The sequence below is a fragment of the Serratia sp. NA_112.1 genome (genome assembly GCF_052691715.1).
This window is the reverse complement of sequence record NZ_JBQZFO010000001.1, coordinates 520,276-546,336: the sequence shown is the minus strand read 5'-3', so window position 1 is coordinate 546,336 and position 26,061 is coordinate 520,276. Positions and strand designations below refer to the sequence as shown.

Sequence of the window (26,061 nt, the reverse complement as noted above, 5' to 3'; positions counted from 1 at the left end):
GACCGTTCAGGTCACGGGTTACTATGGCCGATTATTTGTTTAGCCGAACAGGACAAGGTTTTTTGCCGTGGTGAAACCCTTTTTACGCAGTGGCAGTTTAGATGATGTGCTTGCATTGGGCGAAAATGGGCAACCAATTTACGCCTGCGCACTGCAATTGCGAGAAACATTGCGCATTCGCCAACAGCAACCGGCCGCAGACTGCCTGGCTGTCCCGCAGCCGAATGAAACGGGTGCCCGCATTGACTGGTATTCCCCTTTCCCAGGGAAAGTGACTTCCTGGCTGGCAGCGAGTGATGCCCAACGCGCGCAGGCCGTACAGTTGCTGGAACAAAGCCTGGCGACATTCCGCACTCTGGTCGCTCAGACACAGACTAACCCACACCCCAGCCATCGTCTGTTTGGCGCATTGCTGTCTAAGGCCATGCAAATCCCTGACCCCAATCATGTTTATCTGGTCGATGGCAAACCGGTATTGACCTTCTGGGGCTTTATCAAACCAGCCGCTCAGTGCCAGGACGACCCGCTGGCGTGCCTGCGTCCGACCGAAGAAGAAACACCGACGCCTATCGCCGCAGCACCTCGCCCGGTGGTCATTCCCGCCGCCAAACCCGCACCAGAACCGGTGGTTACGCCGCCTGTTGCAACTACGCCGGTGCAAGCACGTCGCCAATGGCGCCGTTATAGCTGGATGTTACCTGTGATGATGCTGATTGCCCTGCTGGTTGGCTGGCTGAACCGCCCAAACGCCCCACTTGCAGAGCCTGCTGTCGCACCGGCACCGTCGCACCACGCTGCCGCCCCCGCATTCAAACTGCAACTGCCGTTAGCACCGGCGACGTTAATGCCACCCGCACCGCTCCCCGTTGCCATGCCGCCGGCGGACAAGCATGCGCTGGTGTTGCCCGCCGATTCGGTCAGAGCCGGTTCAGTCCGTTTTCTGAACGGTAAATGGCGAGCCACTGTGGCACTGAAAGATCTGCCTACCGGTAAACGTCCCAGCCTGCAATACCGCATCAGGGAAGGGAAAGGCACTGCAAGCATTACTTACGGTGATGCCATCACCTGCCGGGTGCCGATTGAGGCCGGGCTGATGCAGTCCGGTAATCTGGTGATTAACAGCCGCACCAAAGCACGCTGTAGCGACGGCAGCCGCTACCAAATGCCGGAAATTACCTGTACGCAAAATGAAACCGGCCCGGCAGCCTGCGTCGGCCGCTACGATAAAGATACCCTCTATCCCATGATGTTAAAGCGCGAGAGTAAATAATGCTGGCCCCTCTAACCGACTACCCACGCAGCATGACGCTGGTTCAGGATAGTGGCATTCAATTTTTGGACTTTGCCCTGACGCCGGTTTTGGATGATGAGTTTCCGGGCAAGTTTGTCCGCCAGACCGCCAGTGGCCCGCTACTGCGCCTGCAATGGGATGCCGACAGTGGCAAATACCTGTTGCCCGCCCAACCGGGGCAGAGCGCTGAAGTGGTTCGCCCGGAGTTCAGCCATTCCCTGCAACAATCGCTGCAACTGCTGAATAAAACTTGGTTACCGCTGCCTTTCTTTCGTTGTACTTCCTCAGGGGTGTTTTTGTCCGGGCCGGATAACTGGGCACGCATGCAGACGCTGTTGCTCGATAGCCCCGACCAGGACGGCAACCTGCTACGGGTGGTCCTGGCCTTTGATACCCGGCTCGCCGCCGCAGGCCAGGAGGCACTCGCCCCCAGCGAAAGTGATATCAACACCGGGATCAGCTTCTCGCTGGGCCACCAAAACCATGAGCTGGGTGAGTTTCTTGACCTGACTTGGGTAGACAGTTGGCTGCGCGAAGTCTTTAGCCAATCCGCGAGCAGCCAGGAACTACGTAGCGAATCAGAAATAAACGCCGGGCTGAAAACCTTCGAATATCAGGCGCACTACCTCAATCTGTTGAACCTGCTTGGCAGCCAATTAACACTGCCGCAGATAAAAATCATCAGGGAGACGCCACAACAGCCCACGATCAACGTAGATCTGATTTTGGATGTCGGCAATTCGCACACCTGTGGGGTGCTGGTCGAAGATCATCCGCAAGAAAATAATGGCCTGAAACAGACCAATGAACTGCAGCTACGTTCTCTGTCTGCACCACATTGCGTTTACAACGAGTTGTTTGAAAGCCGGGTGGAGTTTGCCCAGGCAACATTTGGCAAACCCCACCTTTCATACCAAAGCGGGCGCGATGATGCCTTTGTCTGGCCTTCCATCCTCCGTGTGGGCCGGGAAGCCGCGCAACTGGCCCTGCAGCGTGAAGGTACCGAAGGCACCACCGGCATTTCCAGCCCACGCCGTTACCTGTGGGACGAAGAACGTTATGCGCCCGGTTGGCGTTTTAACCGCCAACAAGAACCGATGGCTGCCGCCGCGCCGTTAAGCTCACTGATCAACGACGAGGGTGTCCCACTCTCTGCGCTGCCGGTAGATGAGCGGTTGCCGGTTTTTGCCGCCCACTATAGCCGCAGCGCGGTCATGGCGCTGATGCTGACCGAGCTGCTGGCGCAGGCACTGATGCAAATCAACAGCGCCGCCCAACGCATCAAAATGCTGAACACCGCTGCGCCACGGCGTCTGCGTACCATCATCCTGACATTGCCCTCGGCGATGCCCAAGCCGGAGCGTGAAATTTTCCGCCGCCGCATGCAGGAGGCGATTGGCCTGCTATGGAAAGCCATGGGTTGGCACCCGCTGGATGCCCCGTTCAGCGCTGAGCAAGCCCGTATGCCGGTACCTCTGGTGCATATGGAATGGGACGAAGCCACCTGCGGCCAAATGGTTTATCTGTATAACGAAACCCAGGTCAATTTTGCCGGCCGCACCGACGCATTTTTCGCCGCCATGGCCCGGCCGGACCGACCGCCAGTGCCGGGAGAACAACCGGGAAAATCACTGCGTATCGCCTCTATCGATATCGGCGGCGGCACTACCGATCTGGCGATTACCCAATACCGGCTGGATGATGGCGTGGGCAACAACATCAAAATCAATCCGCGTCTGTTGTTCCGTGAAGGATTCAAGCTCGCCGGCGACGACATTTTGCTGGATGTGATTGGGCAATTTATCTTGCCCGCCGTACAGCAGGCGTTTGAACAAGCTGGGGTCAGCGCCGCAGCGGCGACCATGGACAAGCTGTTTGGCAACCAGGGGCGTATGGATGGGTTTTCCACCCTGCGCCAGCAGGCCACGCTGCAGATTTTCATACCCGTCGGGCGCGCGCTGCTCAGTGTCTATGAGGATTATGATCCGCTGGACAGCCACGCGGAAATCGCCGCCACGCTGGGTGAACTGTTGCCACAGATGCCGACTCTGCAAGTGCTGGCATTTATCAACGACGAGGTTCAGCGTGAATCCGGCAACGCCGCCTTCGATATTCTGCAGACCCCGCTGGTCATCCGGCTGGGTGCCGTGCATGCCGCTTTCCTGTCTGACCGGATCGGCATCAGCCACTGCCTGCGCCTGTTGTGCGAGGTTGTGGCGTTGTATCACTGCGATGTGCTGTTGCTCACCGGCCGCCCGGCGTGTTTCCCCGGCGTTCAGGCGCTGTTGCGCCATCTTCAACCCTTGCCCGCCAGCCGAATTTTGCCGCTTGAGGGTTATCACACTCGCAGTTGGTACCCGTTTAACCAAGGCGGGCGCATCGATAATCCCAAATCAACTGCCGCCGTGGGCGCCATGCTGTGCCTGTTGGCTATCGACCTACGGCTGAAGAGTTTTTACTTTAACGTCGGCGACTTCCAACCCTATTCCACGATTCGTCATCTGGGCATGCTGGACAGCAATAACATGCTGGCAGACGATAATGTCTATTATCGCGATATCGATCTGGACTGCGCAGACTTTGCGCTAGATCCCGACAGCTATTTCCAGCTACGTGGCCCGCTGCGTCTGGGATTCCGTCAGTTGGATAACCCGCGCTGGCCGGCATCGCCGCTCTACACGCTGACCATTACTGATGCCGCTCTGGCGCGCAAACTGGCAGGCGATGCGGTCATCAGCCTGCGTTTGGCCATCACCGGCAATGATGGGCAGGGAGCCGAAGGCGTCAGCATTGCCGAAGCCCGACTGGCCGACGGCACGCCGGTGCCCGCAGACAGCCTGCAACTAAAACTCAATACCCTGGCGGCCAGCGCCTCTGGCGCAACCCATTATTGGATTGACAGCGGGAGCATTTATCAGCCATGAAACCTATCACCTCCGGCCGACCCGAGCCGATAAACAGCATTGCACAGGCGATTGACTGGGTGGCGGCTACCCGGCAGCAGTCCACCCGGCTGAACCGGGAGGCCGATAACCTGACTGTCCGTCTGCGCCGCAGCTACAACCGGGCCAGACAGTTGGACAGCGCCATGCATCAGCCCCTGGCCATCGGCCTCTATGGTCATAACGCCGCGGCCAAGGCCCACTTGTTGGCTGCACTGGCTCCCGGTGCCAGGCTATTGACCGAAGATGCCACGCTGGCGATACGCTACCGCTGTGGTGACACCCAAAATCCGCCGTCTTACCCTGTTGCCGTTTCCCTGTTGGATGAGGCGCAGTTGGTGGCCATGTTGATCGGCAGCGCATTGATGGGCGGTTTTCGACCGGATTGGGATGCCCGTGCCATGGCCGCACATTTGCAGGCACTGGAGCGTCTCCGCCAGCCGATGGCTATCGGCGGGCTGGACAGCAACGCCATGGTATTGCTGTGGGACAACCTTCGTCATCAGGGCGGCAAATGGCAAACACCGCTGGCGAGACACTTCTGGCCACATGCCATCTCATTGGCACCCTATTTGAGTGTTGACGACCGCGCCGGGCTGTTCGCACCGCTTTGGGGCGAGGACCCGGCATTGACAAGTTGTTATCGCCAGTTGGCGCATACCCTGCACACCCTGGACCACTGCGAGCACCTGTATGCTCCCCGCCAGATATTGAGCCAGGATGAGGGGATTTTGCATGCCCAGATAATCCATGCATCGACCGGAGAAAAACTGGCCGTGCTGACAGAAAATGGCGTCGAAGTTGGGATCGCGCTGGCTGACCTGGCGTGGTTGGCGGCCTCGGTCACTACAACCTTGCCCGCAAGGGGAAACGTCGGGTTACCGAACAACATCGAGCTGCTAGACCTGCCGGCCGGCGGCCCATGCCCGGGTGCTGGGCTGATACAACGCATGCAGCAGGCAAAACGCGCCAACCTGCTGACTCTCGCTGCCGATGGCCTGCACGCCAGTCTGCTGCTAATAAGCGATGCGGCCCTTACGCCACAAGATGCCAGCCGTACGGGCAATGCGCTGGCCTACTGGGTCAGACAAACCCAGGGGGAAACCCTGGAACTACGCAGCCGCCGCAAACCGGGTTTAATTTGGGCAGTCACCGCGTTCGACTCACGTCAGGAAGGGAAACCGCGCCCCGACGACGCCGTTCAACGCTATGTCGGTGAACCGGGCGAAAGTTGGGCCACCCTGCTGGCGATGGATGAAAGCGACTGCCAGCGCATGGTGACCTGGCTGGCGGCACAGGCGCATCCGACCTTGAAACAGGAACGCATTCTTGAACAACAGCAGGAACTGCAACGCGAGCTGACGGAAAGCCTGCTCGGCAACTGGCTGCACGCAACGGATACGCCGTTAACACAGCAGCGCGCCCAGCAGCTACTGCGCAAATTACAGGCACAGGCAGGAATACACGGCGAACTACTCGAGTGGCTACTGCCGCAGTACGATACCCTGCGCCAACTGTATAGCCAGCAACAGCATAACTTGCCCGCACCGGTGGCCGCGACCCCAGCGTTTGATGTTGAGATCGATCTGTTTGGCGAGGGAGATATCACCTGTATGGCACCCATCGGGCAAGACAGTGATTCGTTTGCCCAGCGGGTGTTTGCCGATTGGATAAACCATCTGCGCAGCCTGCCGGACAATAGACAACTGCTGGCATTGCTGGGCGTCGGCAAGCAGCATCTGGAGATGCTGGTCGACGCGTTAATCACCGCCGCCTGCCGATTGGAAATTGCCGAATCACTGGAGCGCGCATTGTCTGCCGGGACGCTGCCTGAGCAAGCTGAGGACAGACAGGTCAGCCAAGCGTTAGCGATCTTGGGTGATTTCGTCACCTGGCTGGGCTTCCAGCAGCGCGAGGCGAGACTACGCCCCGTCAGCCGAATCAATCACGGCCAACCCATCTTTACCCCTCCACCGCAGCCCGCCGTGGACTGGAGTAGCCAACAACGGTTAACCAAACTGGCCCCCACCCCAGCGAGAAACACCGCGTTTTATGTCTACGACTGGTTGGTTGGCCTGCAGGCGCTGTTGGCAGAGAATATGGCAACAGCGGCGGAAGGCACAATCGATGAAGCTGCCCATCGAGCTTTGGCCGCCATTGTCGCCCCACTGAACGCCGAGGCAACGCCAATTATTTAAGGTATAGTGAAAAACCGTTTTCACCACAGGCGAACAAAACGATGAACTCTCCGTTTCTGGTTACTCCGCAATGGCTTGCGCAGCATATCAACGATGAAAACCTGGTAGTGGTTGATGTCAGGATGTCCCCAGTCGGCCTGGTGCCGAAAAAAGACATGCTCGCCGAATTTGCACGCGGCCATATCCCCGGCGCGGTATATTTTGACATCGATGACGTCGCGGATAAAAACACCACATTGCCGCATATGCTGCCAACGGCAGAGGAATTCAGCGCGGCGGTGGGAAAATTGGGTATCAGCGAACAACAGACCATCGTGTTTTATGACGAAGGCAATCAGTTCTCGGCCCCGCGCGGTTGGTGGACCTTCCGCAACTTTGGCGCTCAGCAGGTTTATGTGCTGGACGAAGGCCTGAACGGCTGGACAGCACTGGGCCAACCGCTGGCTACCGGTGCGGCTCAGCCTAGGCCGCAAACCTTCAACGCCCGCTTTAATGCGGGCGCGGTAGTCAATATGCAGCAGGTGGAACAGGCGCTAAGCAGCGAAGTGCAAATCCTGGACGCGCGCACTGCACCGCGTTTTTACGCCGAAGCCCCTGAGCCGCGCCCCGGTCTGCACCGCGGTCATATTCCCGGCAGCATCAATATTCCTTACGGCGAACTGCTGGAAAACGGCCGTTTCAAATCGCTGGAAGCACTGAAGCAAACCTTCGCCGACAAGGGCGTGAGTCTCGACGGGCCGATAATCACTAGCTGCGGCTCCGGCGTAACGGCAGCAGTGCTGGCTTTCGGCCTGCTGTCACTCGGCGCACCCCAGGTAAAACTGTATGACGGTGCCTGGAGCGAATGGGGAGCATTAAGCGGCAAACAGCCGATCGAGCAGGACTAGCTGTTGATCCTATCGGCGACGATCTGCGCCAAACGCTGGATCGCCGCTGACGGGTTTTCTTCGGCACGGTGCAGCACCACGCCTAGTTGATTTAGCGGCGGCAACACGTCAGGTGGCAAAGGGGACAGTCCCGCTGGCAGCCCGGCGTCGGTGCGCACCGTCACCCCTAATCCGGCGCTGACCGCGGCCCATACGCCGTTCAGGCTGCGACTGGTAAAGGCAATACGCCAGGATATACCGGCACGATCCAGCGCCTGAGTCGCGGCACTGCGCATCAGACAAGGAGCGTCAAACATCACCAGTGGCAGCGGCTCATCTCCCTGGCTCCATGGCACGAGTTCAAAATGGGGTGAGGCGATCCAGCGCATCTGCCGCTGACCCAATGTCTGATAAAACGGCGTGCTGATACCGCCGTCCCACGCCAGTGACAAATCCAGTTGCCCTTTCAACACCCATTCGAGCAGTTCGGTATTGCGGGCGATACGTGCTTCGATACGCACTCGCGGATGCGCTCGGGCAAAACTGCCCAAGACCTGCGGTAAAAAGGTTTCCCCGAAGTCTTCCTGCAAACCCAGCCTGACAGTGCCGTGCAGGTCCAGCCCGCGCACCGCAACGGCAGCCTCATCATTGAGCTCCAGCAAACGGCGAGCATAGCCCAGCAGTGTTTCGCCGGCCTCGGTCATTACCATACCGCGTCCGGACTTACGCAGGATCGGGCTGCCAACCTGCTGCTCCAGCTTTTTCAGATGCGCGCTGACCGCCGAGGTAGATCGCCCCAGCCGTTCCGCTGCTTTTGCAAAACTGCCCAGCTCAAGACCTGTCACGTAGCTGCGCAAATCGTCGAGATCAAAAGTGACTCGCCCCATACCAAGCATCCCGTTTTAAGAACCATCAGTCAAAATAATACCGATATTACTAACAAAGATGGTGTGTCATGCTCAGCCGGTCAATAACTTTCAGGTGCATTGCTCTGCTTGCCCGCCGTTTCTCATTTATTACAAGAGGTCCTTATGTTCACCATCCGCCAGGCTTTGAGCGGTGATTTAGCGCAGGTTCGTGATGTGGGTATGCGCACCTACCAGGCCCATTTTGGCAAACTTTGGCACCATAAAGAGGAGTTGGACGCTTTTCTGGCGCAAGACTTTGCTGTTGAAGCTCTGCAGAAGACGCTGCAGGATAGGGATGTTTGCTGGCTGTTGGGGTATGAAAACGACAACCTGGTGGGTTATGCGCGGGTGAATTTCAATAGCCTTCTGGCACCCACTGAACAGGTCGGTGCAGAGCTGCAGAAAATCTATTTCCTGCCGGAATATGCCGGCCAGGGTTACGGCCAGCAATTTTTTGACCAGATACAGCTTCGGGCGGGCGAACGTGAACAACCCATGCTGTGGCTGGAAGTGTTGCAGCGCAATACCAGCGCCCAGCGTTTTTACCAACGCCAGGGGCTGAGTATTTGCGGTGAAACCTGCTACACCAGCGCCCAGGGGTCCATCGGTCTCTGGTATATGTCTAAGCCGCTGTAACCCCTAGCCCGGAAACTCCAGCGCGCCGGTCAGATCCCCTAGCGGTTTTTGGCTGCGCGCCGCCATTGCCTTATCGCGCTCCGTTAGCCCGTCCAGCGGTGGCAGATCAAACACCCGGCTGATTAATCGCAGGATCGAACCTGTATCGTACACCTCGTGATCGACATAACCTTTGCGGGCAAACGGCGAAACCACCAATGCCGGGATACGTGAGCCAGGCCCCCAACGATCGCCCTGCGGCGGAGCCACATGATCCCACCAGCCGCCGTTCTCATCAAAGGTAATGACTACCACACTATTTTCCCACTGTGGGCCATTGCGCAGACTGTTGATGATATGGGCAATATGACGATCGCCGGCCTCCACATCGGAATAACCGGCGTGCATGTTGAGGTTGCCCTGCGGTTTGTAGAATGCCACCGGCGGTAAAGTCCCCGCTTCTACCGCGGCCAGAAATTTATTGCTACCGGCTGAATCGCCAATACCGCCGTCACGCAAATGCACCTCACGAGCCTGCGGGTTACTCGGCCCCAGATTTTCGAAATAGTTGAACGGTTGATGGTGATACTGAAAATCCGGCGCACCGGGGAAATCGCCCTGATCCTTGCGGTTGTCCAGCGCGTATTGCCAACCCCCGGCATACCATGCCCAGTCGATCCCTTTCTGGCTCAGTAAATCGCCGATGTGCTGATGCTTCTGTGGTGGCATAACGTTGGGCATGGTGGCGTCCGCCAGTGTCGGGTCTTTCTCATCCTGAGTCCACGACGGCCAGTACGGCGGTGCCATGGTGTTGACCGCATAGCCGTCCGGCGTCAGCAGGCTCTTGCCAAACAGCGGTCTACGTGAGTGCATCTCCGCCTTATTGAGCCCTATATCGCCACCAGCCCGCGCACGCCGTCTTGCTCCATCGCGCTGCCGGTACCGCGCTGGACAATGCTGCCGCGCGACATCACCAGATAGCGGTCCGCCAGTTCGGCGGCAAAATCATAAAACTGTTCCACCAGCAGGATCGCCATATCCCCCTGGGCCGCCAACTGTTTGATCACCGCGCCGATCTCTTTGATCACCGAAGGCTGGATCCCCTCCGTCGGCTCATCCAGGATCAATAGCTGCGGTCGGCAGGCCAGCGCACGCCCAATCGCCAACTGTTGCTGTTGCCCGCCGGAGAGATCGCCGCCGCGCCGATCTTTCATCTGCAACAGCACCGGGAACAGTTCATAGATCTGATCCGGTACCCTGCGCGCCTGGTTACCGGAAAAACGCGCCAACCCCATCAGCAGATTTTCTTCCACCGTCAGGCGACCAAAGATCTCACGCCCCTGCGGCACATAGGCCACCCCAGCCTGCACCCGCTGATGCGGTTTTCTGCCGTTAAGGCTTTCACCCTGCCAACTGATGCTGCCGCTCTTCGCCGGGATCAGCCCCATCAGGCATTTGAGCAACGTGGTTTTCCCTACGCCGTTGCGCCCGAGCAGGCAGGTCACTTCGCCGATATGAGCTTCAAACGACAGGCCGCGCAAAATGTGACTACCGCCGTAATATTGATTCAATTCATTCACTTGCAACATAGCTACTCCTAACGCCCCAAATACACGTCGATCACCTGCTCGTTGGCCTGTACCTGCGCCAATGAACCTTCCGCCAGCACCTGGCCCTGATGCAGTACCGTGACGTGGTCAGCAATGGTTTCGACAAACCCCATGTCGTGCTCCACCACCATCAGCGAATGCTTGCCCGCCAGCGAGCGGAACAGTTCAGCGGTGTACTCGGTTTCCGCATCTGTCATGCCGGCCGCCGGTTCATCGAGCAGCAGCAGATGCGGTTCCTGCACCAATAACATGCCGATCTCAAGAAACTGCTTTTGTCCGTGGGACAGCAACCCGGCGGGACGATGGCGTTCATGACCCAGCCGCAGGGTTTTCAGCATTTCATCAATGCGGTCGTGCTGTTCGCTGCTCAGTTTGGCGCGCAGGCAGGCCCATACCGACTTCTGGGTTTTCTGGGCGATCTCCAGATTCTCGAATACCGTCAGTGCCTCAAACACCGTGGGCTTTTGGAACTTGCGACCGATGCCGGCCTGGGCGATCTGCATCGGATCCAGCGCGGTCAGATCGACGGTTTGATCGTAAAACACCCTGCCGCTGTCCGGCCGGGTCTTGCCGGTGATCACATCCATCAGCGTGGTTTTCCCCGCGCCGTTGGGGCCGATCACACAGCGCAATTCCCCCACCCCGATTTGCAGCGACAGATCGCTCAGTGCCCGAAAACCGTCAAAGCTGACGTTGATCTTGTCGAGCAGCAGTACCGGATCGGTTTGCTGGCGGTATTTATCGGCCGGCAGCGGCTGGGTGAACAGCTCTTCGGTCATTTGCAGCGAATTCATTGTGATTTTCCTCTGCGCAGCAGGCCGATAACCCCTTTCGGCAGGAACAGCGTGACGACAATAAACATCAGGCCAAGAAAGAACTGCCAGTATTCCGGAATGGCCATGGTGAACCAGCTTTTGGCACCGTTGACGATACCTGCCCCCAGCAGCGGCCCCACCAGCGTGCCGCGCCCGCCGAGCGCCACCCAGATGGCGGCTTCAATCGAGTTGGTCGGTGACATTTCGCCGGGGTTGATAATGCCCACCTGCGGCACATACAGCGCCCCAGCCAACCCGCACAGCACCGCCGACAGCGTCCAGATAAACAGTTTGAAGCCTTTCGGATCGTAGCCGCAGAACGTCAGGCGGTTTTCCGCATCGCGCACCGCCGTCAGTACCCGGCCGAATTTGCTGCGGGCCAGCGCAAAGCCGATTGCCAGACTGGCAGCCAGCAGCAGCACCGTGGTCAGGAACAGCGCCACCCGCGTGCCGGTGGCGGTGATCGGAAAGCCCAGCAGGGTGGTGAAACCGGTAAAGCCATTGTTGCCGCCAAAGCCGGTTTCATTACGAAAGAACAGCAGCATACCGGCGTAGGTCAATGCCTGAGTCATGATGGAGAAATACACCCCTTTGATTTTCGAACGGAAAGCGAAGTAACCGAAGATAAAGGCCAGCACGCCGGGCACCAATACGATCAGGCATAGCGCCCAGGCGAAGTACTGGGTGCCGCTCCAGAACCACGGCAATTCATTCCACGAAAGAAACGACATAAATGCCGGCAGGCCATCGCCCGCCGCCTGACGCATCAGGTACATGCCCATGGCATAGCCGCCGAGGGCAAAAAACAACCCGTGCCCCAACGACAGCAGCCCGGCGTAACCCCACACCAGATCAAGCGCCACCGCCACCACCGCATAACACAAAATTTTACCCACCAGCGTCAGGGTGTAAGTGGAGATCGCCAGCGGGTGGTCTGCCGGCAGCAGGGCCAGAAACGGCATGATCAGCAGCGCAAGCAACGCCAGCCCGCCGATACAGAGCGCCAGTCGGGGTGCCTTCTGCAGGCCGGTTACAGTCAATGGTTGGCTCATCAGTCAATCACCCTGCCCTTGAAGGCGAACAGTCCCTGAGGACGTTTTTGAATAAACAGCACAATCAGCGCCAGGATCAGGATTTTACCCAGCACGGCGCCAATCTGCGGTTCAAGAACTTTGTTAAGAATACCGAGGCCAAAGGCCGCCACCACGGTCCCGGCCAGTTGACCAACGCCACCGAGCACCACCACCAGGAACGAGTCGATGATATAACCCTGACCCAGCTCCGGCCCGACGTTGCCCAGCTGCGACAGCGCCACTCCGCCCAGCCCGGCAATGCCGGAACCCAGGCCGAACGCCAGCATATCGACGCGGCCGGTGGGTACGCCGCAGCAGGCGGCCATGGCGCGGTTTTGCGTCACGGCGCGCACGTTCATACCCAGGCGGGTTTTATTTAGCAGCAACCAGGTGAGTACCAACACCAGCACCACAAACAGGATCACCGCGATACGGTTCCACGGCAGAACCAGGTTGGGCAGTAACTGAATACCGCCCGACAGCCAGGCCGGGTTGGCAACTTCCACGTTTTGCGCGCCAAATAACACCCGAACCAATTGGATCAGCACCAGACTGATACCCCAGGTCGCCAGCAGGGTTTCCAGCGGTCGTCCATACAGATGGCGGATCACCGTTCGCTCCAGCGCCATGCCTATGCAGGCGGTGATGCAGAACGCCACCGGCAACGCCACCAGCGGATACAGCGCCAACCACTGCGGCGCAAACTGCTGAAACAATCCCTGCACCAGATAGGCCGAGTAGGCACCGAGCATCAGCATTTCGCCGTGCGCCATGTTGATCACCCCCAACAGGCCGTAGGTGATCGCCAGTCCGAGCGCCGCCAACAGTAAGATCGAGCCGAGCGACAGGCCGGTAAACGCCTGGCCAATCAGGTCGCCGATCATCAACCGGTGTTTCACGCTGGCCAGGCTGTTCAGCGCTTCAGCGCGCACGGCAGCGTCCGGTTCATGGGCGGCATCGGTCAATGCCTGCAACCGCGTCTGGGTTTCCGCTGCCCCCGAACTGCCGAGCAACCGCACCGCATTGAGGCGCACTTTGGCATCGGCGTCGGTCAGTTGCAGATTGGCCAGCGCGATGCGGAGCGCCTCATGCACCCGACTGTCTTTTTCCTGCGCCAGACGCTGGGTCAGCAGTGCCAATTGACTATGTTGCGCCTCCTGCTGCAGGGCCTGCGCCGCCTGTAAACGCAGCGCCGGATCTTCACTGACCAGCCGGTGGGCCGACAGCGCGTTGGCAATCAGGATCCGCAGCCGGTTATTCAGCCACAGCTTCTTCGGCGTACCGACCAGGGCAGCATTGCCTTCCAGCGGCTGATAACGATCGCCCTTCTGGATAAAGGCATGTTTGGCCTCGTCGATCACCACGCTTTCCTGCTTTAACGCCTGCAGTAACGGCAAGCGCACAGCATCCGGCGCCGTCGCCCACGCCTGCAATAATTTGACCTGCTGCGTACGGTTGGCCGCAGCAAAGTCATTAGCCGGCCCCGCCTGCGCGAACATGGGCAGGCAGCACAGCAATAACCACAGATGCCTGAGATGGCTTAAAGATAAAAGTTTCATCAGATGTCTCGTCGCAATAGGGCATGGCTCAGTCAGCCCCCGCCGTAACGGGGGCTGGGCATTACTTACCGCCTTTTACCGGGCTTTCCGACTTTTTGTCGTTGCCGGCAATGTACGGGCTCCACGGCTGGGCGCGTAGCGGAGCATCGGTTTGCCACACCACGTTGAACTGGCCATTGCTTTCAATTTCGCCAATCATCACCGGTTTGTGCAGATGATGGTTGGTGGCATCCATGGTCAGGGTAAAGCCCGACGGCGCGGCAAAGGTTTGCCCGGCCATCGCGGCGCGAACCTTGTCAACGTCCGTGGTACCGGCCTTCTCGACCGCCTGCGCCCACATATGGATGCCAACATAGGTGGCTTCCATCGGGTCATTGGTCACTGCGGTGGCGTAGTTCGGCAGGTTGTGCGCCTTGGCATAGGCCCGCCATTCGCTGACGAACTGCTTGTTGGTCGGGTTATCCACCGATTCGAAGTAGTTCCAGGCCGCCAGGTTGCCCACCAGCGGTTTGGTGTCGATGCCGCGCAGCTCTTCTTCTCCTACCGAGAAGGCGATCACCGGCACATCAGTGGCCTTGATGCCCTGATTGGCCAGCTCTTTGTAGAAGGGAACGTTGGAATCACCGTTGATGGTGGAGATCACCGCCGTTTTGCCACCGGCAGAGAATTTCTTGATGTTGGCGACGATGGTCTGGTAGTCGCTGTAACCAAATGGCGTATAGACCTCTTCGATGTCTTTATCCTGAATGCCTTTCGAGTGCAGGAAGGCGCGCAGGATCTTGTTAGTGGTACGCGGGTAAACGTAGTCGGTACCCAGCAGGAAGAAGCGTTTCGCCGAGCCGCCGTCTTCGCTCAGCAGGTATTCCACCGCCGGGATCGCCTGCTGATTAGGGGCCGCACCGGTATAGAACACATTGGGCGACATCTCTTCCCCTTCGTACTGCACCGGGTAGAACAGCAGGCCATTCAGTTCCTCAAACACCGGCAACACGGATTTACGCGATACCGAAGTCCAGCAGCCAAACACCGCCGCCACCTTGTCCTGGCTCAGCAACTGACGCGCCTTTTCGGCGAACAGCGGCCAGTTGGAGGCTGGATCCACCATCACCGGCTCGAGTTTTTTACCCAATACCCCGCCCTTGGCGTTGATGCCATCAATGGTCATCAGCGCCACGTCCTTGAGCGGCGTTTCAGAAATGGCCATGGTGCCGGAAAGCGAACTCAGGATGCCGACCTTGATGGTATCGGCAGCCTGCGCCCCCCAGGCCATACTCATGCCGATCATGGTGGCGGACAGCGCAAAAGCTTTTATAAAGTGACGACGTTGCATAATTCAAACTCCTGATGTGTGATAAGTAAACAACCTTCTTTTCAAGAAAATCTGACCCAATGGATTTCGAGTTGCGGCTAACAACGCTGCAGCTCGAAAGACGACGGGTTAGGGTTGGAGGCGTGCTTGATGCAACATATGTAAGGTTATTTTTCTGACCTCAGCCTTACTGACGGCGATATGGTTACTGAGTAGCGTTTGCGCCTCCCCAGTTTGCTGTTGCAGAATCGCCCGCAAAATGGCGGCGTGTTCGTTATAGGTCGCCTCTACCCGGCTGCCCTGGGTGAAATCCAGCCGACGAATAATGCGAATTTTCTCGGTCAGCTCGCGATGAATGCGTGCCATTTCACCGTTGCCCGCCGCCGCCACCAGCGCCATATGGAACTGTTCGTCGTGCAGCGAGACGGTTTTGCCGTCTTCCCGCCGTGGCTCGTCGATCCAGAAACTGCCGAGCGCCTCCAACTGCAACGGCACTTCATCCATTGGCCGCGCGCACAGCCGTTTAACCGCCTCACACTCCAGTACGATGCGCAGGTCATACAGCTCCTCGAAGTAGGCAAAATCGAACGGTCGCACCTGCCAACCACTGCGAAAATGCACTTCGACGTAGCCCTCGCGCTCCAGCCAAAACAGAGCCTGCCGCACCGGCGTGCGGCTGACGTCCATGCGCAGCGCCACTTCGTTTTCGCTAAAGCGATCGCCCGGCAGCAGTTGAAAATCAAAAATGTCGTCCTTAAGCTGCAGGTAGATACGCTCCGCCAGCCCCTCCGGCCGCGCCTTGCTGCGGTTGTTGGTGATTTGCATCGCATTCCTCTCTGCGGACGCTGTCTGCCGCGTCCCGACAATTAAACAGGGTTAACTGGCGTGCTCCAGCCACAGCAGGGCGTCACCCGGCCCGACAGGTCGCCCCTGCTGACAACTGATGCGCTTGATGATCCCGGCGCGCGGCGCGGTGACCGCCAGCTCCATTTTCATTGCCTCCACCACGATCAACGGCTGGCCAGCTTCGACCTGCTGCCCCGGCTCCACCAGAATTTTCCACACGCTGCCGTTCAGGTCGGCGCTGACCAGATAGCCATCAACCTTTTCTTCATCATCCTGTGGCGGCAGCAACTGGGCCTCGGCCTCGCCCTCCTCTTCCTGCCAGAGCATTACTTCATGGCTGAACGCCTGCTGCTGACGCTGCTGGAAGGCACTGATGTCTTCGGCGTTGTCCGCCAGGAAACGGCTATATTCGGCAAAATCAAATTCGCTGTTCTCAATACGGACCTGCGCGCGCCCTTCGCGGAATGCCTCGCGCTGCTCATCCAGCTCCTGTTCGCTGACCGGATAGAAACGCACCTGATCAAAGAAGTGCAGCAGCCAAGGCTCACCGGCGCTGAACTGCGGATTTTTGAGGAATTTGTTCCAGATCGGCAGCGTGCGCCCGACCAACTGATACCCCCCCGGTGAGTCCATGCCATAAATGCACATGTACATTCCACCGATGCCGACCGTACCTTCGGCGGTATGGGTCCGGGCCGGGTTATATTTGGAACTGAGTAGCCGGTGACGCGGGTCAATCGGCACTGCGCAAGGTGCGCCGAGGTAAACATCGCCCAGGCCGAGGATCAGGTAGCTGGCATCAAAGATGATGTCGCGCACCTGCTCACGCGTGCTGAGCCCGTTGATGCGCCGGATAAAATCAACGTTGTTCGGCAGCCAGGGCGCGGACGAACGCACCGTCTGTTGATAACGTTCCACCGCCCCCAGGGTGGCGGAGTCTTCAAACGCCATTGGCAGGTAAACCGTGCGCGTCGGCACCTTCAGTTGGCTGACATCGCCCAGCGCCTGTTCACGCGCCAGCAGGCGCGCCAATAAATCGGCCTGGCTCAGGACGCGGCTGTCATAGCGGATCTGCAGCGATCGCACGCCGGGAGCCAGCTCCTCGACGCCGGGGATCGCGTCCTGCCTGAGCGACTGCATCAGCAGATGAATGCGTAACCGCAACGCCAGACTGAGCACGTTGTCGCCATATTCCAGCAAGATGTAGCCGTCACCGGCCTGGCGATAGACTACCGCCGGGCGGCTGTCGGTCGCCGGCAGTGCCGCCAGGATAGCAGCAGACACCGTGGCACCCGGCGTCAGATCTGGTGCCGGCAGGGTGATGGCCTTCACCGCCGCCAGCGCTTCGATGCTGCCAAGCTGCGCCTGTTCCAGCGATTGCGCCTGTTTGAAGCCGATCGGATGGAAGCGAATGCGATCGCCCGGCTTCACCTGACCGACCTTCCACAGCTCGGCCCTGGCGATAGTCACCGGGCAGACAAAGCCACCCAGGCTCGGCCCGTCGCGAGTAAGGATCACCGGGAAGTCGCCGGTGAAGTTAATCGCACCTATGGCGTATTCGCAGTCGTGTACGTTGGACGGATGCAGCCCGGCCTCGCCACCGTCCTGCCGCGCCCACTCGGGTTTTGGCCCGGACAGGCGCACCCCCAAGCGGTTGGAGTTGTAATGCACCTGCCATTCGGCGGCGAAGAAACTGTCGATCGACTCCGGGGTAAAGAAGTCCGGTGCGCCGTGCGGCCCATACAGCACGCCGATGTTCCACAGGTTGCCGTACTCAGGGATCAGGCTTTCATCCATTGCCTGCGGCGCGGCAACCGGTGCTGGAGTGGTGGTAGCGGCCAACGCCGGTTGCGACACCGCCAGCATATCTGCTACCCGCAGAGTGCGCCCGGCGTGACCGCCAAACTGCCCCAGGGCAAAGGTCGAACGGCTACCCAGATACACCGGCACATCAAAACCGTTTCGCACCGCCAGATAGGTACGGCACCCGTGCCGGGCGCGGCCCATCGTTAGTGTCTGCCCGGCCCGAACCGCTATTGGCTGCCAGTAAGCCAGCGCTTCACCATCCAAATCTGCCGGGCAGTCCGCACCGGTCAGCGCAATAGTGGCGTCGCAATGGAAACGCAGGGTCGGCCCCTGCAGGGTGAACTCCAGCCCGGCGGCGCTGGGGTGGTTACCGACAATGCGGTTGGCCAGCCGGAAAGCGAAGTCATCCATCGGCCCGGACGGCGGCACGCCGATATCCCAATAGCCGACACGACCCGGAAAATCCTGCACGCTGCTGTAAGTGCCCGGTTGCAGCACTTCGATACTGCTGGGTTGGAAGCGGAAGCTGTCCAGCATGCGGGTCCAGACGCTGCCGGTCTGGAACGCCGTGGTGGCAATCACCTGCCGCAGGTAATCGAGATTCGTCGCGATGCCGTGCAGCCGGGTGGCATCCAGCGCCTCGCGCATTTTCTCCAGCGCCTGTTGGCGATCCTCACCGTGAACAATCAGCTTGGCGATCATCGGGTCGTAAAATGCCGATACCTCACTGCCGGTGGCGACCCAACCGTCCACCCGCACCCCATCCGGGAAATGCACCTCGGTCAATACGCCCGGGCTGGGCTGGAAGTTCTTCAGCGGATCTTCGGCATAAATGCGCACCTCAATCGACGCCCCCTGCGGCGGGCGTTGCAGCGCCGTCCAGTCCAGCGCATCCCCCGCCGCCACCTGCAACATGCATTCGATCAAGTCCAGCCCGGTAACCATCTCGGTCACCGGATGCTCCACCTGCAGGCGAGTATTGACCTCGAGGAAATAAAATTCGTCGCGCGCGCCGTCGTAGATAAACTCCACGGTACCGGCGCTGCGATAATTAACCGACGCCCCCAGTGCTACCGCCGCCTGATGCAGCGCCTGACGGGTAGCCGTCGGCAGGTTCGGTGCCGGGGTCTCTTCCACCACTTTCTGGTTGCGGCGCTGCAATGAACAATCGCGCTCACCGAGCGCCACCACCCAGCCCTGACCATCACCAAAGATCTGCACTTCGACATGACGGGCCTGATCGACAAAGCGCTCGATAAAGGCCCCGGAGTCGCGGAAGAACTGCTCACCCAGCCGTTTCACGCTGTCGTAGGCTTCACGCAGTGCGGCTTCGTCGTCGCAACGCGTCAGGCCGATACCGCCACCGCCGGCGGTGCTTTTCAACATCACCGGGTAGCCAATCTGGCTGGCGGCGTTGACCGCCTGCTCAACGCTATCCAACAGGCCGGTACCCGGCGTCATCGGCACCTGTGCCAGTGCCGCCAGCTCACGCGCCCGGTGTTTCAGGCCGAACTCACGAATTTGCGCCGCCGTCGGGCCGATAAAAGCGATGCCCGCCGCTTCGCAGGCGTCGGCAAACTCAGCGCTCTCGGAAAGGAAGCCGTAACCGGGATAGATCGCCTGTGCGCCGGTTTCTGCCGCCGCCGCCAGGATCTTGTCGATACACAGGTAGCTGTCACCGGCCTTTTCACCGCCCAGCGCCACCGCCAAATCGGCTTCGGTGACGTGTGGTGCATTGCGGTCGGCGTCGGAATAAACCGCTACGCTGGTCACTCCCAGCCGTTTCAGGGTGCGGATGGCGCGGCAGGCAATTTCGCCACGGTTGGCAATGAGTACGGTAGAAAACATGATTAAGCCCCCTTCAGGCTGGCGACATAGTTGCGCCAGCCGCCAAATTCAGTGATATCCGTGGCACCCTGTAGCGCCCAGGGTTCGCAGATAAAGCCTTTCACCCGGCGACCATCCGCCAGTAACAGCGTGCCGATACCCAGCGGTGCCGGTATTTCCGCCACCAATTCGCCGAAACGCGCCAGCGGGATATCCCACAGCTCGACATCGATAGCGGCCCCCTGTTCGGTTTTTGCCAACCCCGGCTTTGGCGGCTGAGTATTGGCCAACGCGTACAGCCGGTAGCACGGCGCGGTGGTGGTTTGTTCCACCAAAGCCGCTGCACGCTGCGTGAGCTGGAAATTCAATGGCATTCCACTGAGGTGCGCACCCACCACCGCCACCCGCACGTGCTGGGTCGAAGGTATAAGGCTATTCGCCGATGGTAATGGGCGGCCGGTGGCACCCAACGGCAGATCCTGTGCCTGCTGCCAGCGCAGCCCGAAGGCGGCCAGCGCCCGATCGTGCCAGGCGGGAGCGACCAGCGTGATACCGGTGGGCAGGCCGTCGTCACGCATCGACGCCGGCAGCGCCAGCGCGCTCAGATCGGCCAGATTGGTGAAATTGGTGTAGGTGCCAAACTGCGAGTTGAACAACACCGGCTCCTGCTCCATTTCCGCCAGTGTGCGAATGGTCGGTGAGGTCGGCACCACCAGTGCGTCGAAGGGAGCCAGCCGTTGCTCAATCTGCCGCGCCAGCTCGGCACGCAGATATTCGGCTTTGTAGGCGTCGCAGGCGCTGTACTTCAGGCCGTTATTGACGATGCCGCGCACCACCGGATTAATCGCCTGCGGGTTGGTACTCAGCATCTTTTCAACCGCCACGGTGCGTTCCGCCACCCAGGGGCCGTAATAGAGCTGCTCTGCCAGTACGCGGAACGGGGTAAAGTCGAGGGTTTCCAGCGTTACGCCGCAGCTTTTCAGTTGCTCCAGCGCCCGTTGAAATGCCTGCTCGGCCTGGGTATCGCCGAAAAACTCGAGCTGTGCCGGTACCGCAAAGCGGGGTGCCGCGGGGAAACTCGCCGGGGCGGTATGGGGATTGATGCGGGAATAGGCATCTGCCGGGTCATAGCCCCCCGCCAATTCGGCCACCAGCGCGGCATCCGCCACCGTCAGGGCGAATATCGATACCGTGTCATTGAGCCGACAGGCGGGAACCACGCCACAGTTCGACAACCAGCCCTTGGTCGGTTTCAAGCCGACAATATTGTTGAATCCGGCCGGGACGCGCCCTGAACCGGCGGTATCGGTGCCCAAGGAAAACGGCGTCAGGCCGCGTGCCACCACCGAGGCCGAGCCTGAGCTAGAACCACCGCTGACGTAGCGACTGTCGAAACTGTTCACTACCGCGCCGTGCGGCGAGCGGGTGCCTACCAGGCCGGTAGCGAACTGATCGAGATTGGTTTTTCCGATCACCAGCGCACCGGCGGCGCGCAGATTGGCAACCACGGTTGCATCCGTCGCCGCCTGATAGGCAAACTCCGGGCAGGCGGCGGTCGTCGGCCAGCCGCCGACGTCGATATTGTCTTTGACCGCGAAAGGCACGCCAAACAGCGGCAGGCGGCTGATGTCCCCGGCGACGGCTTCAAGCCGTTGGGCCAGTTGTTGGTACTGCGCCTCCAGTTGTGCAACGCTGGCCAGATACAGCCAGGCATTGTCATCCGCTGGCAAATTGGCCAGCCAGGCAACCAGCGAGGCACGCACGCTGGCCATGCGCTCGCCGGCCGGGCGGGTATGATAATGGTGCTGCCACTCGCTGAGGGTGAAACCGCGTAGGCTAACGGACTGAGTCATCGGCAAAATTCCATCTGGTACACAAGATGGGATTCATATAGCAACCGGCGTGCCAATTTTTAATCGGCTGATTTCAATGAAATATAAGAAAAACTTATAATAAAACAGCAAAAACCTGCACTATTCGTGGGCAAGTGACGAACAAAAAAGGTGCACTAAATAGTATTTTGGCGATCTACCGAAATGGATTTCATTAATTAACCCTGAATTCCATGCGTGTAATGGAATACCCATTTACGATTAATCAGAAATCATTAGCCTGGGGATATGATAAATTATTTAGTTACTAAATAATTTTATTAACTGATTTTTAATACAAAAACAAAAAAGAATGATGAATTATATAACTAACGACAAGCAAAACTTAAATACTGGGAAAAATTAAAAACACAGAATTAAAGACCATAAAATAACGGATATATATTTATAACCTAATAGAATTAAAAGCCCAGAAACCAACCAAACCCGCCTCAATATAGAAAACTTTACACAAAGCCTTCTTATCATTGGTGGTGTGATTGAACTAACCTTGGTCAGGAATTATTGCTAGTGGCGGCGGCCTGAATTTCAGCGCTGACTTTTATCGCGACTTAATACCCTGACCCAAGGAGCTATCATGACATCGATTAATCATCTGCTGGTTAAAAACCGCAGTTGGGCAACTCAGCAACAATCCCGCGATCCCCATTACTTCCCACAGTTGGCACAGGCGCAGAAACCGCACATTCTTTGGATTGGCTGCTCCGACAGCCGGGTCCCTGCCGAAACTATTGTTCGTGCGCAACCCGGCGAGCTGTTTGTACACCGCAATATCTCCAACGTGGTCGAAGAGCAGGATGATAATTTGATGAGCGTGGTGCAATACGCGGTCGAACATCTGGATGTCGGGGCCATCGTGATTTGCGGACATTACGGTTGCGGTGGGATCAAAGCGGCTCTGAATAATCCTAATACCCCCAGTAAGGACTCACTCACACGCCGACTCAATTCGCTACGTGCCAAACTAGAGCCGCATTTGCCAACTGAGACCGAAACCCATGACGACAACCTGAATAAAGCGGCCCACATCAACGTACAACTCCAACTCAATACCCTCAGCAAAACCCAGTTAATCCAACGCGCCTGGCGACATAATGCCGGGTTGACGCTGGTCGGCTGCATTTACGATATGCATAACGGATTTTTGAATGTGCTGGAGCAGCGCAACGCTGCCGGGAAGGTCACATGAATCGTGCCAATCTGCGTTTTGACCTGCCCGCCGGGCTGGTGGTCTTTCTGGTTGCCCTGCCATTGAGCCTGGGCATTGCGCAAGCCAGCGGTGTCCCGCCGTTCGTTGGCCTGCTCACCGGCGTGATTGGCGGCATAGTCGTCACCCTGCTCAGCCCTTCACCGTTTTCAGTCAGCGGCCCGGCCGCCGGACTGGTGACCATTGTCACCGGTGCCATGTTGACGCTGGGCGACTTTTCCACCTTCTTATTCGCCCTGCTCTTGGCCGGCATATTGCAACTGGCCTTCGGCCTGCTGCGCGGCGGCAAACTGGCAGCATTGATCCCCGGAGCCGTGATCCACGGCATGTTGGCCGCCATCGGCATTTTACTGATCCTGCAACAGTTGCCGCTGGCAATGGGCTATCCGTCTGGGCATGGTCTGAGTGAAACACCGTCCACCGAGCAACTCCGTGGAGATATTGCCCCGGCGGCAGTCATGCTTACGCTGGGTGCGCTGCTACTGATTGTTTTTTGGGGGAAGTCAGCGCTCAAACAACGCCTGCGGCTGACGGCATTACCTGGCCCGCTGGTCGCCGTGTTGTGGGGTTGTCTGTTTGTCTGGCTGGGCCAGAAGATTTGGCCCGCCATCGACACGCTACCCCGAATTGAATTACCGGCAGTCGATAGCCTTGAAGCCCTGCAAGGGCAATTTTCGTTGCCCAACTGGCAGGCATGGAGTAATCCTGCGGTCTATCTGGTAGCCATTACTCTGGCGATAGTTGCCAGTCTGGAAACCCTGCTGAGTCAGGAAGCGTTGAAAAAGATGGCGCCAATGATGCCGGAACCGTCACCCGATAAAGAACTGCGCGCGCAGGGGGTGGGCAACTGCATTAGTGGGCTGTTGGGCGGCTTGCCGATTACCTCCGTCATTGTGCGTAGCTCTGCCAACGTGCAGGCCGGTGCACGCAGCCGGGTCTCTATTCTGCTGCATGGCGTGCTGTTGTTGCTCAGCGCCTTGCTGTTTGCCGAACTGCTCAACAGCATTCCATTGGCCAGCCTGGCGGCCATCCTGATCTACACCGGTTTTAAGCTGGCGCACCCCCGTATTTTTATCACTCTGTGGCGTCAGGGCCTGCAACAGTTCGTCCCTTTTGCCGCCACCCTCGGCGGTATTCTGGTGTTTGGCATGCTGGCGGGTATTGCCATCGGCCTGGTGGCGCAACTACTGTGGAGCCTGTATCAAAGCAACCGTCACGCCCTGCGGCTGACCCGCTACGACGACCATTATCTGCTGCAGTGTCAGCAAAACCTGACCTTCCTCAATAAGATGCGGTTGATGCATTTGCTGGGGCAGATTGAGCACAACAGCACGGTGATTATCGATTGCGAAGGGATTAATTATCTGGACGACGATATCCGCGCAATGCTCAATGAATACCGCCAAACGGCGGCGGAAAAACAGATCAGCATCAGTCTGCATCCGCCAACGAATATTCTGGTACGTGATGCATCCTGATTTAAAACGGCGCCGGGCAAATAGCCCGGCACCTTCAATCTAACAGCTAACCGTCTTGCCACGAACAAACTCACCAAACCCTCTTGTTCGCCACAACTTACACCTTTAAATTACCGGTAAGTAACCAGATATCGCGGCCGTAACACCTGGATTTGTTTTGTTTCTCAAAACCCTAAGTAGCCAAGCCTCGAAATTTCTCTTCTGACAAGATTTAAGGTGTGTCGCAGCCAAAGATACAAAACCTTTATTATCATAATGCGCCAACAGCATCGGTAAATCCTTGGTCTCTATTGCAAGCTGAATTTTACCCATCAAACCATCAGCCATTTCACGGATATTTAAATCATTCGTCTTTTCAGCATATTCAGATTCAATTTCAGAAATGGTCCTTGCCCTGCTCAAGTCGATTTTCTTCAGTGCTCGGTCAATACGCCGCCGGCAATATTGAGCAACAACCAGTTCTATAGCCTCGGGTACAGAAACGGAATTAAATATTGCCTCTGACAAGTTAGAGAGTCGGGTAGATAGTTCATCATCAGCATAGCCTTCGCTAACAGCAATAGCACGGCTCACATCAGGCAATAAAATTAAATTTTCAACTTCTGAAACTGACAGCGTGGTAATACCTAGAGTTTCAAGATACGTTTTATCATCCTCATCATAGTCATCAGCGTCGACAATTCCAGAACATGTTATACGGGTAAACATAGCGTTATGCCGCAATGTTACAACTGAATAAATAACTTCACTACATGATGAACGGGGTATTACAGTCCATTCGGGATAACAACTACGGTATATGGCTAAATCGAGGCTGCTATTGCTCCCTTCGACAAAAAGAATCGGCTTTCTGCTTCCCAGGATTAGGGTAGTCAGCTCCTCGCCAAAACCCGTATCTTCCGGAACCGCCTCTATAGACCAAAACGGTGCAGGGTTGTAATCACGAATAACATACTTTTGGGCGGTACGCGCGGCAGCAAACTCTAATTCGTGAGTAATAAACACGAATGCACAATCAGAGCGTGCCGCTTCAAGCTCATCCCACAACTTTGACATAATAGAACGATGGACATGCAGCTCTGGCTCGTCGATGATCAACACCTGATTATCATCTGCAACAAGCACTTGACCAATCATATAGAAAATGGCCCGTTCTCCATCGCTCATCTCGGAGGCTTTATACATGGTTTCCTGGCCTGGCAGTGAGACCAAAATATCATCACCAGAAATATGTAGCACTCGATGTGGAAGTAATCGTGACCATATATCATTAAGCCTATCAAGCTTAGTCAGTTTAAAATCAGATGCAGCCCCCTGGCCACCAGGCTTATATTTGTTATATGCAATTAAGGAGGTATTGGCTTGATCTGCAAACAGTGCCTGAATAAGATAATCAAAATCATTCAGCAGGTTTACTGCCTGTTTGCCTCCCCAGCGACGACCGTCCCTATACTGAACACCTGAGCTTTCATCTGCATATCCCGTTCGTAATCCAGAGAGGGCTTGCCTTTCACTTATTTTTGCCACTGAGGGGTTTAAACTTAATGCACGATGTGCAGAAATTCTATGTGCACTTAACCCTAGCTCATTCTCTATTTTAACGGCCAGGCGTGTTTTTCCACCACCATTAGCCCCAACAAATATAATAGAGTTCCCATTCTCAAGCGTAAAACTCATTTGAGAATTTTCAATCGGAATAGCGAAGTTAAAATTCAAAATTTAATCCCTCAAAATACTGTCCGTTAGTTTAAATCCCACAGTAATGAAAAAAAAGTAATCAACCTTAAAAAAACCGATAAGACAACTTACTTATATTTCC

General features: G+C 57.5%; 18 protein-coding genes. 7 read left to right on the top strand and 11 right to left on the bottom strand.

Annotated elements, in window-relative coordinates; genetic code table 11:
- Positions 1–67 precede the first annotated feature (67 nt).
- From ACUTQ5_RS02715 to sseA, 4 genes are read left to right on the top strand one after another with little or no spacing between them, the layout of a single operon-like run.
- The gene (locus ACUTQ5_RS02715) at positions 68–1,270 is read left to right on the top strand and encodes an SrfA family protein (RefSeq protein WP_445649970.1); all 1,203 of its coding nucleotides are present in this window, start codon (positions 68–70) and stop codon (positions 1,268–1,270) included.
- Positions 1,270–4,215, top strand: a complete 2,946-nt coding sequence (locus ACUTQ5_RS02710) for a virulence factor SrfB (protein WP_445649969.1) — start codon at positions 1,270–1,272, stop codon at positions 4,213–4,215. The genes ACUTQ5_RS02715 and ACUTQ5_RS02710 overlap by 1 nt, the downstream gene beginning before the upstream one ends.
- A complete protein-coding gene (locus ACUTQ5_RS02705; protein WP_445649968.1) occupies positions 4,212–6,431 on the top strand; it encodes a virulence factor SrfC family protein in 2,220 nt (739 codons plus the stop codon). Before ACUTQ5_RS02710 ends, ACUTQ5_RS02705 begins: the two co-directional genes overlap by 4 nt.
- Positions 6,432–6,472: 41 nt before the next feature.
- Positions 6,473–7,318 (top strand): 3-mercaptopyruvate sulfurtransferase, encoded by an 846-nt coding sequence (gene sseA, locus ACUTQ5_RS02700; protein WP_445649967.1) that lies wholly within the window; start codon positions 6,473–6,475, stop codon positions 7,316–7,318.
- Here the strand turns inward: sseA and ACUTQ5_RS02695 are convergent.
- Entirely contained in the window at positions 7,315–8,184 is an 870-nt protein-coding gene (locus tag ACUTQ5_RS02695) for a LysR substrate-binding domain-containing protein (protein WP_445649966.1), read from the bottom strand. The two genes, sseA and ACUTQ5_RS02695, sit on opposite strands and share 4 nt — an antisense overlap.
- Positions 8,185–8,328: 144 nt before the next feature.
- On the opposite strand from ACUTQ5_RS02695, the gene ACUTQ5_RS02690 reads away from it, so the two are divergent.
- The gene (locus ACUTQ5_RS02690; RefSeq protein ID WP_445649965.1) at positions 8,329–8,841 is read left to right on the top strand and encodes a GNAT family N-acetyltransferase; all 513 of its coding nucleotides are present in this window, start codon (positions 8,329–8,331) and stop codon (positions 8,839–8,841) included.
- Between the two features lie 3 nt (positions 8,842–8,844).
- On the opposite strand, the gene acpA is transcribed toward ACUTQ5_RS02690, so the two are convergent.
- From acpA to atzF, 9 genes are all read right to left on the bottom strand, one after another.
- Positions 8,845–9,693, bottom strand: coding sequence for an acid phosphatase (acpA, locus tag ACUTQ5_RS02685; RefSeq protein ID WP_445649964.1), 849 nt, complete (start codon positions 9,691–9,693; stop codon positions 8,845–8,847).
- 17 nt (positions 9,694–9,710) lie between these two features.
- Positions 9,711–10,409, bottom strand: a complete 699-nt coding sequence (gene urtE / locus ACUTQ5_RS02680; RefSeq protein ID WP_445649963.1) for an urea ABC transporter ATP-binding subunit UrtE — start codon at positions 10,407–10,409, stop codon at positions 9,711–9,713.
- Between the two features lie 8 nt (positions 10,410–10,417).
- Positions 10,418–11,224: an urea ABC transporter ATP-binding protein UrtD gene (gene urtD / locus ACUTQ5_RS02675; protein WP_445649962.1), complete on the bottom strand. Its 807-nt coding sequence runs from the start codon at positions 11,222–11,224 to the stop codon at positions 10,418–10,420.
- Positions 11,221–12,297: an urea ABC transporter permease subunit UrtC gene (gene urtC / locus ACUTQ5_RS02670; protein ID WP_445649961.1), complete on the bottom strand. Its 1,077-nt coding sequence runs from the start codon at positions 12,295–12,297 to the stop codon at positions 11,221–11,223. Before urtC ends, urtD begins: the two co-directional genes overlap by 4 nt.
- A complete protein-coding gene (urtB, locus tag ACUTQ5_RS02665) occupies positions 12,297–13,877 on the bottom strand; it encodes an urea ABC transporter permease subunit UrtB (protein ID WP_445649960.1) in 1,581 nt (526 codons plus the stop codon). The genes urtC and urtB overlap by 1 nt, the downstream gene beginning before the upstream one ends.
- 61 nt (positions 13,878–13,938) lie before the next feature.
- On the bottom strand, positions 13,939–15,207 hold the full coding sequence (gene urtA / locus ACUTQ5_RS02660; protein ID WP_445649959.1) for an urea ABC transporter substrate-binding protein: 1,269 nt from the start codon (positions 15,205–15,207) through the stop codon (positions 13,939–13,941).
- 108 nt (positions 15,208–15,315) lie between these two features.
- Positions 15,316–16,011, bottom strand: coding sequence for a GntR family transcriptional regulator (locus tag ACUTQ5_RS02655; protein ID WP_445649958.1), 696 nt, complete (start codon positions 16,009–16,011; stop codon positions 15,316–15,318).
- Between the two features lie 51 nt (positions 16,012–16,062).
- Positions 16,063–19,686, bottom strand: a complete 3,624-nt coding sequence (uca, locus tag ACUTQ5_RS02650; RefSeq protein ID WP_445649957.1) for an urea carboxylase — start codon at positions 19,684–19,686, stop codon at positions 16,063–16,065.
- 2 nt (positions 19,687–19,688) lie between these two features.
- Positions 19,689–21,518, bottom strand: a complete 1,830-nt coding sequence (gene atzF / locus ACUTQ5_RS02645) for an allophanate hydrolase (protein ID WP_445649956.1) — start codon at positions 21,516–21,518, stop codon at positions 19,689–19,691.
- 616 nt (positions 21,519–22,134) lie between these two features.
- On the opposite strand from atzF, the gene ACUTQ5_RS02640 reads away from it, so the two are divergent.
- Both ACUTQ5_RS02640 and ACUTQ5_RS02635 read left to right on the top strand, forming a co-directional pair.
- Positions 22,135–22,746, top strand: a complete 612-nt coding sequence (locus ACUTQ5_RS02640; protein WP_445649955.1) for a carbonic anhydrase — start codon at positions 22,135–22,137, stop codon at positions 22,744–22,746.
- Positions 22,743–24,242 (top strand): SulP family inorganic anion transporter, encoded by a 1,500-nt coding sequence (locus tag ACUTQ5_RS02635; RefSeq protein WP_445649954.1) that lies wholly within the window; start codon positions 22,743–22,745, stop codon positions 24,240–24,242. Before ACUTQ5_RS02640 ends, ACUTQ5_RS02635 begins: the two co-directional genes overlap by 4 nt.
- A 105-nt stretch (positions 24,243–24,347) precedes the next feature.
- Here the strand turns inward: ACUTQ5_RS02635 and ACUTQ5_RS02630 are convergent, their stop codons facing one another.
- The gene (locus ACUTQ5_RS02630; RefSeq protein WP_445649953.1) at positions 24,348–25,958 is read right to left on the bottom strand and encodes an AAA family ATPase; all 1,611 of its coding nucleotides are present in this window, start codon (positions 25,956–25,958) and stop codon (positions 24,348–24,350) included.
- Between the last annotated feature and the right edge of the window lie 103 nt (positions 25,959–26,061).

Coding starts and splice junctions, on each gene's coding strand:
- ACUTQ5_RS02705 (WP_445649968.1), top strand. CDS start 4,212: ATGAAACCTATCACCTCCGGCCGACCCGAGCCGATAAACAGCATTGCA.
- ACUTQ5_RS02655 (WP_445649958.1), bottom strand. CDS start 16,011: ATGCAAATCACCAACAACCGCAGCAAGGCGCGGCCGGAGGGGCTGGCG.
- ACUTQ5_RS02710 (WP_445649969.1), top strand. CDS start 1,270: ATGCTGGCCCCTCTAACCGACTACCCACGCAGCATGACGCTGGTTCAG.
- acpA (WP_445649964.1), bottom strand. CDS start 9,693: ATGCACTCACGTAGACCGCTGTTTGGCAAGAGCCTGCTGACGCCGGAC.
- ACUTQ5_RS02635 (WP_445649954.1), top strand. CDS start 22,743: ATGAATCGTGCCAATCTGCGTTTTGACCTGCCCGCCGGGCTGGTGGTC.
- ACUTQ5_RS02690 (WP_445649965.1), top strand. CDS start 8,329: ATGTTCACCATCCGCCAGGCTTTGAGCGGTGATTTAGCGCAGGTTCGT.
- ACUTQ5_RS02640 (WP_445649955.1), top strand. CDS start 22,135: ATGACATCGATTAATCATCTGCTGGTTAAAAACCGCAGTTGGGCAACT.
- atzF (WP_445649956.1), bottom strand. CDS start 21,518: ATGACTCAGTCCGTTAGCCTACGCGGTTTCACCCTCAGCGAGTGGCAG.
- urtD (WP_445649962.1), bottom strand. CDS start 11,224: ATGAATTCGCTGCAAATGACCGAAGAGCTGTTCACCCAGCCGCTGCCG.
- urtC (WP_445649961.1), bottom strand. CDS start 12,297: ATGAGCCAACCATTGACTGTAACCGGCCTGCAGAAGGCACCCCGACTG.
- urtA (WP_445649959.1), bottom strand. CDS start 15,207: ATGCAACGTCGTCACTTTATAAAAGCTTTTGCGCTGTCCGCCACCATG.
- urtE (WP_445649963.1), bottom strand. CDS start 10,409: ATGTTGCAAGTGAATGAATTGAATCAATATTACGGCGGTAGTCACATT.
- uca (WP_445649957.1), bottom strand. CDS start 19,686: ATGTTTTCTACCGTACTCATTGCCAACCGTGGCGAAATTGCCTGCCGC.
- ACUTQ5_RS02695 (WP_445649966.1), bottom strand. CDS start 8,184: ATGGGGCGAGTCACTTTTGATCTCGACGATTTGCGCAGCTACGTGACA.
- urtB (WP_445649960.1), bottom strand. CDS start 13,877: ATGAAACTTTTATCTTTAAGCCATCTCAGGCATCTGTGGTTATTGCTG.
- sseA (WP_445649967.1), top strand. CDS start 6,473: ATGAACTCTCCGTTTCTGGTTACTCCGCAATGGCTTGCGCAGCATATC.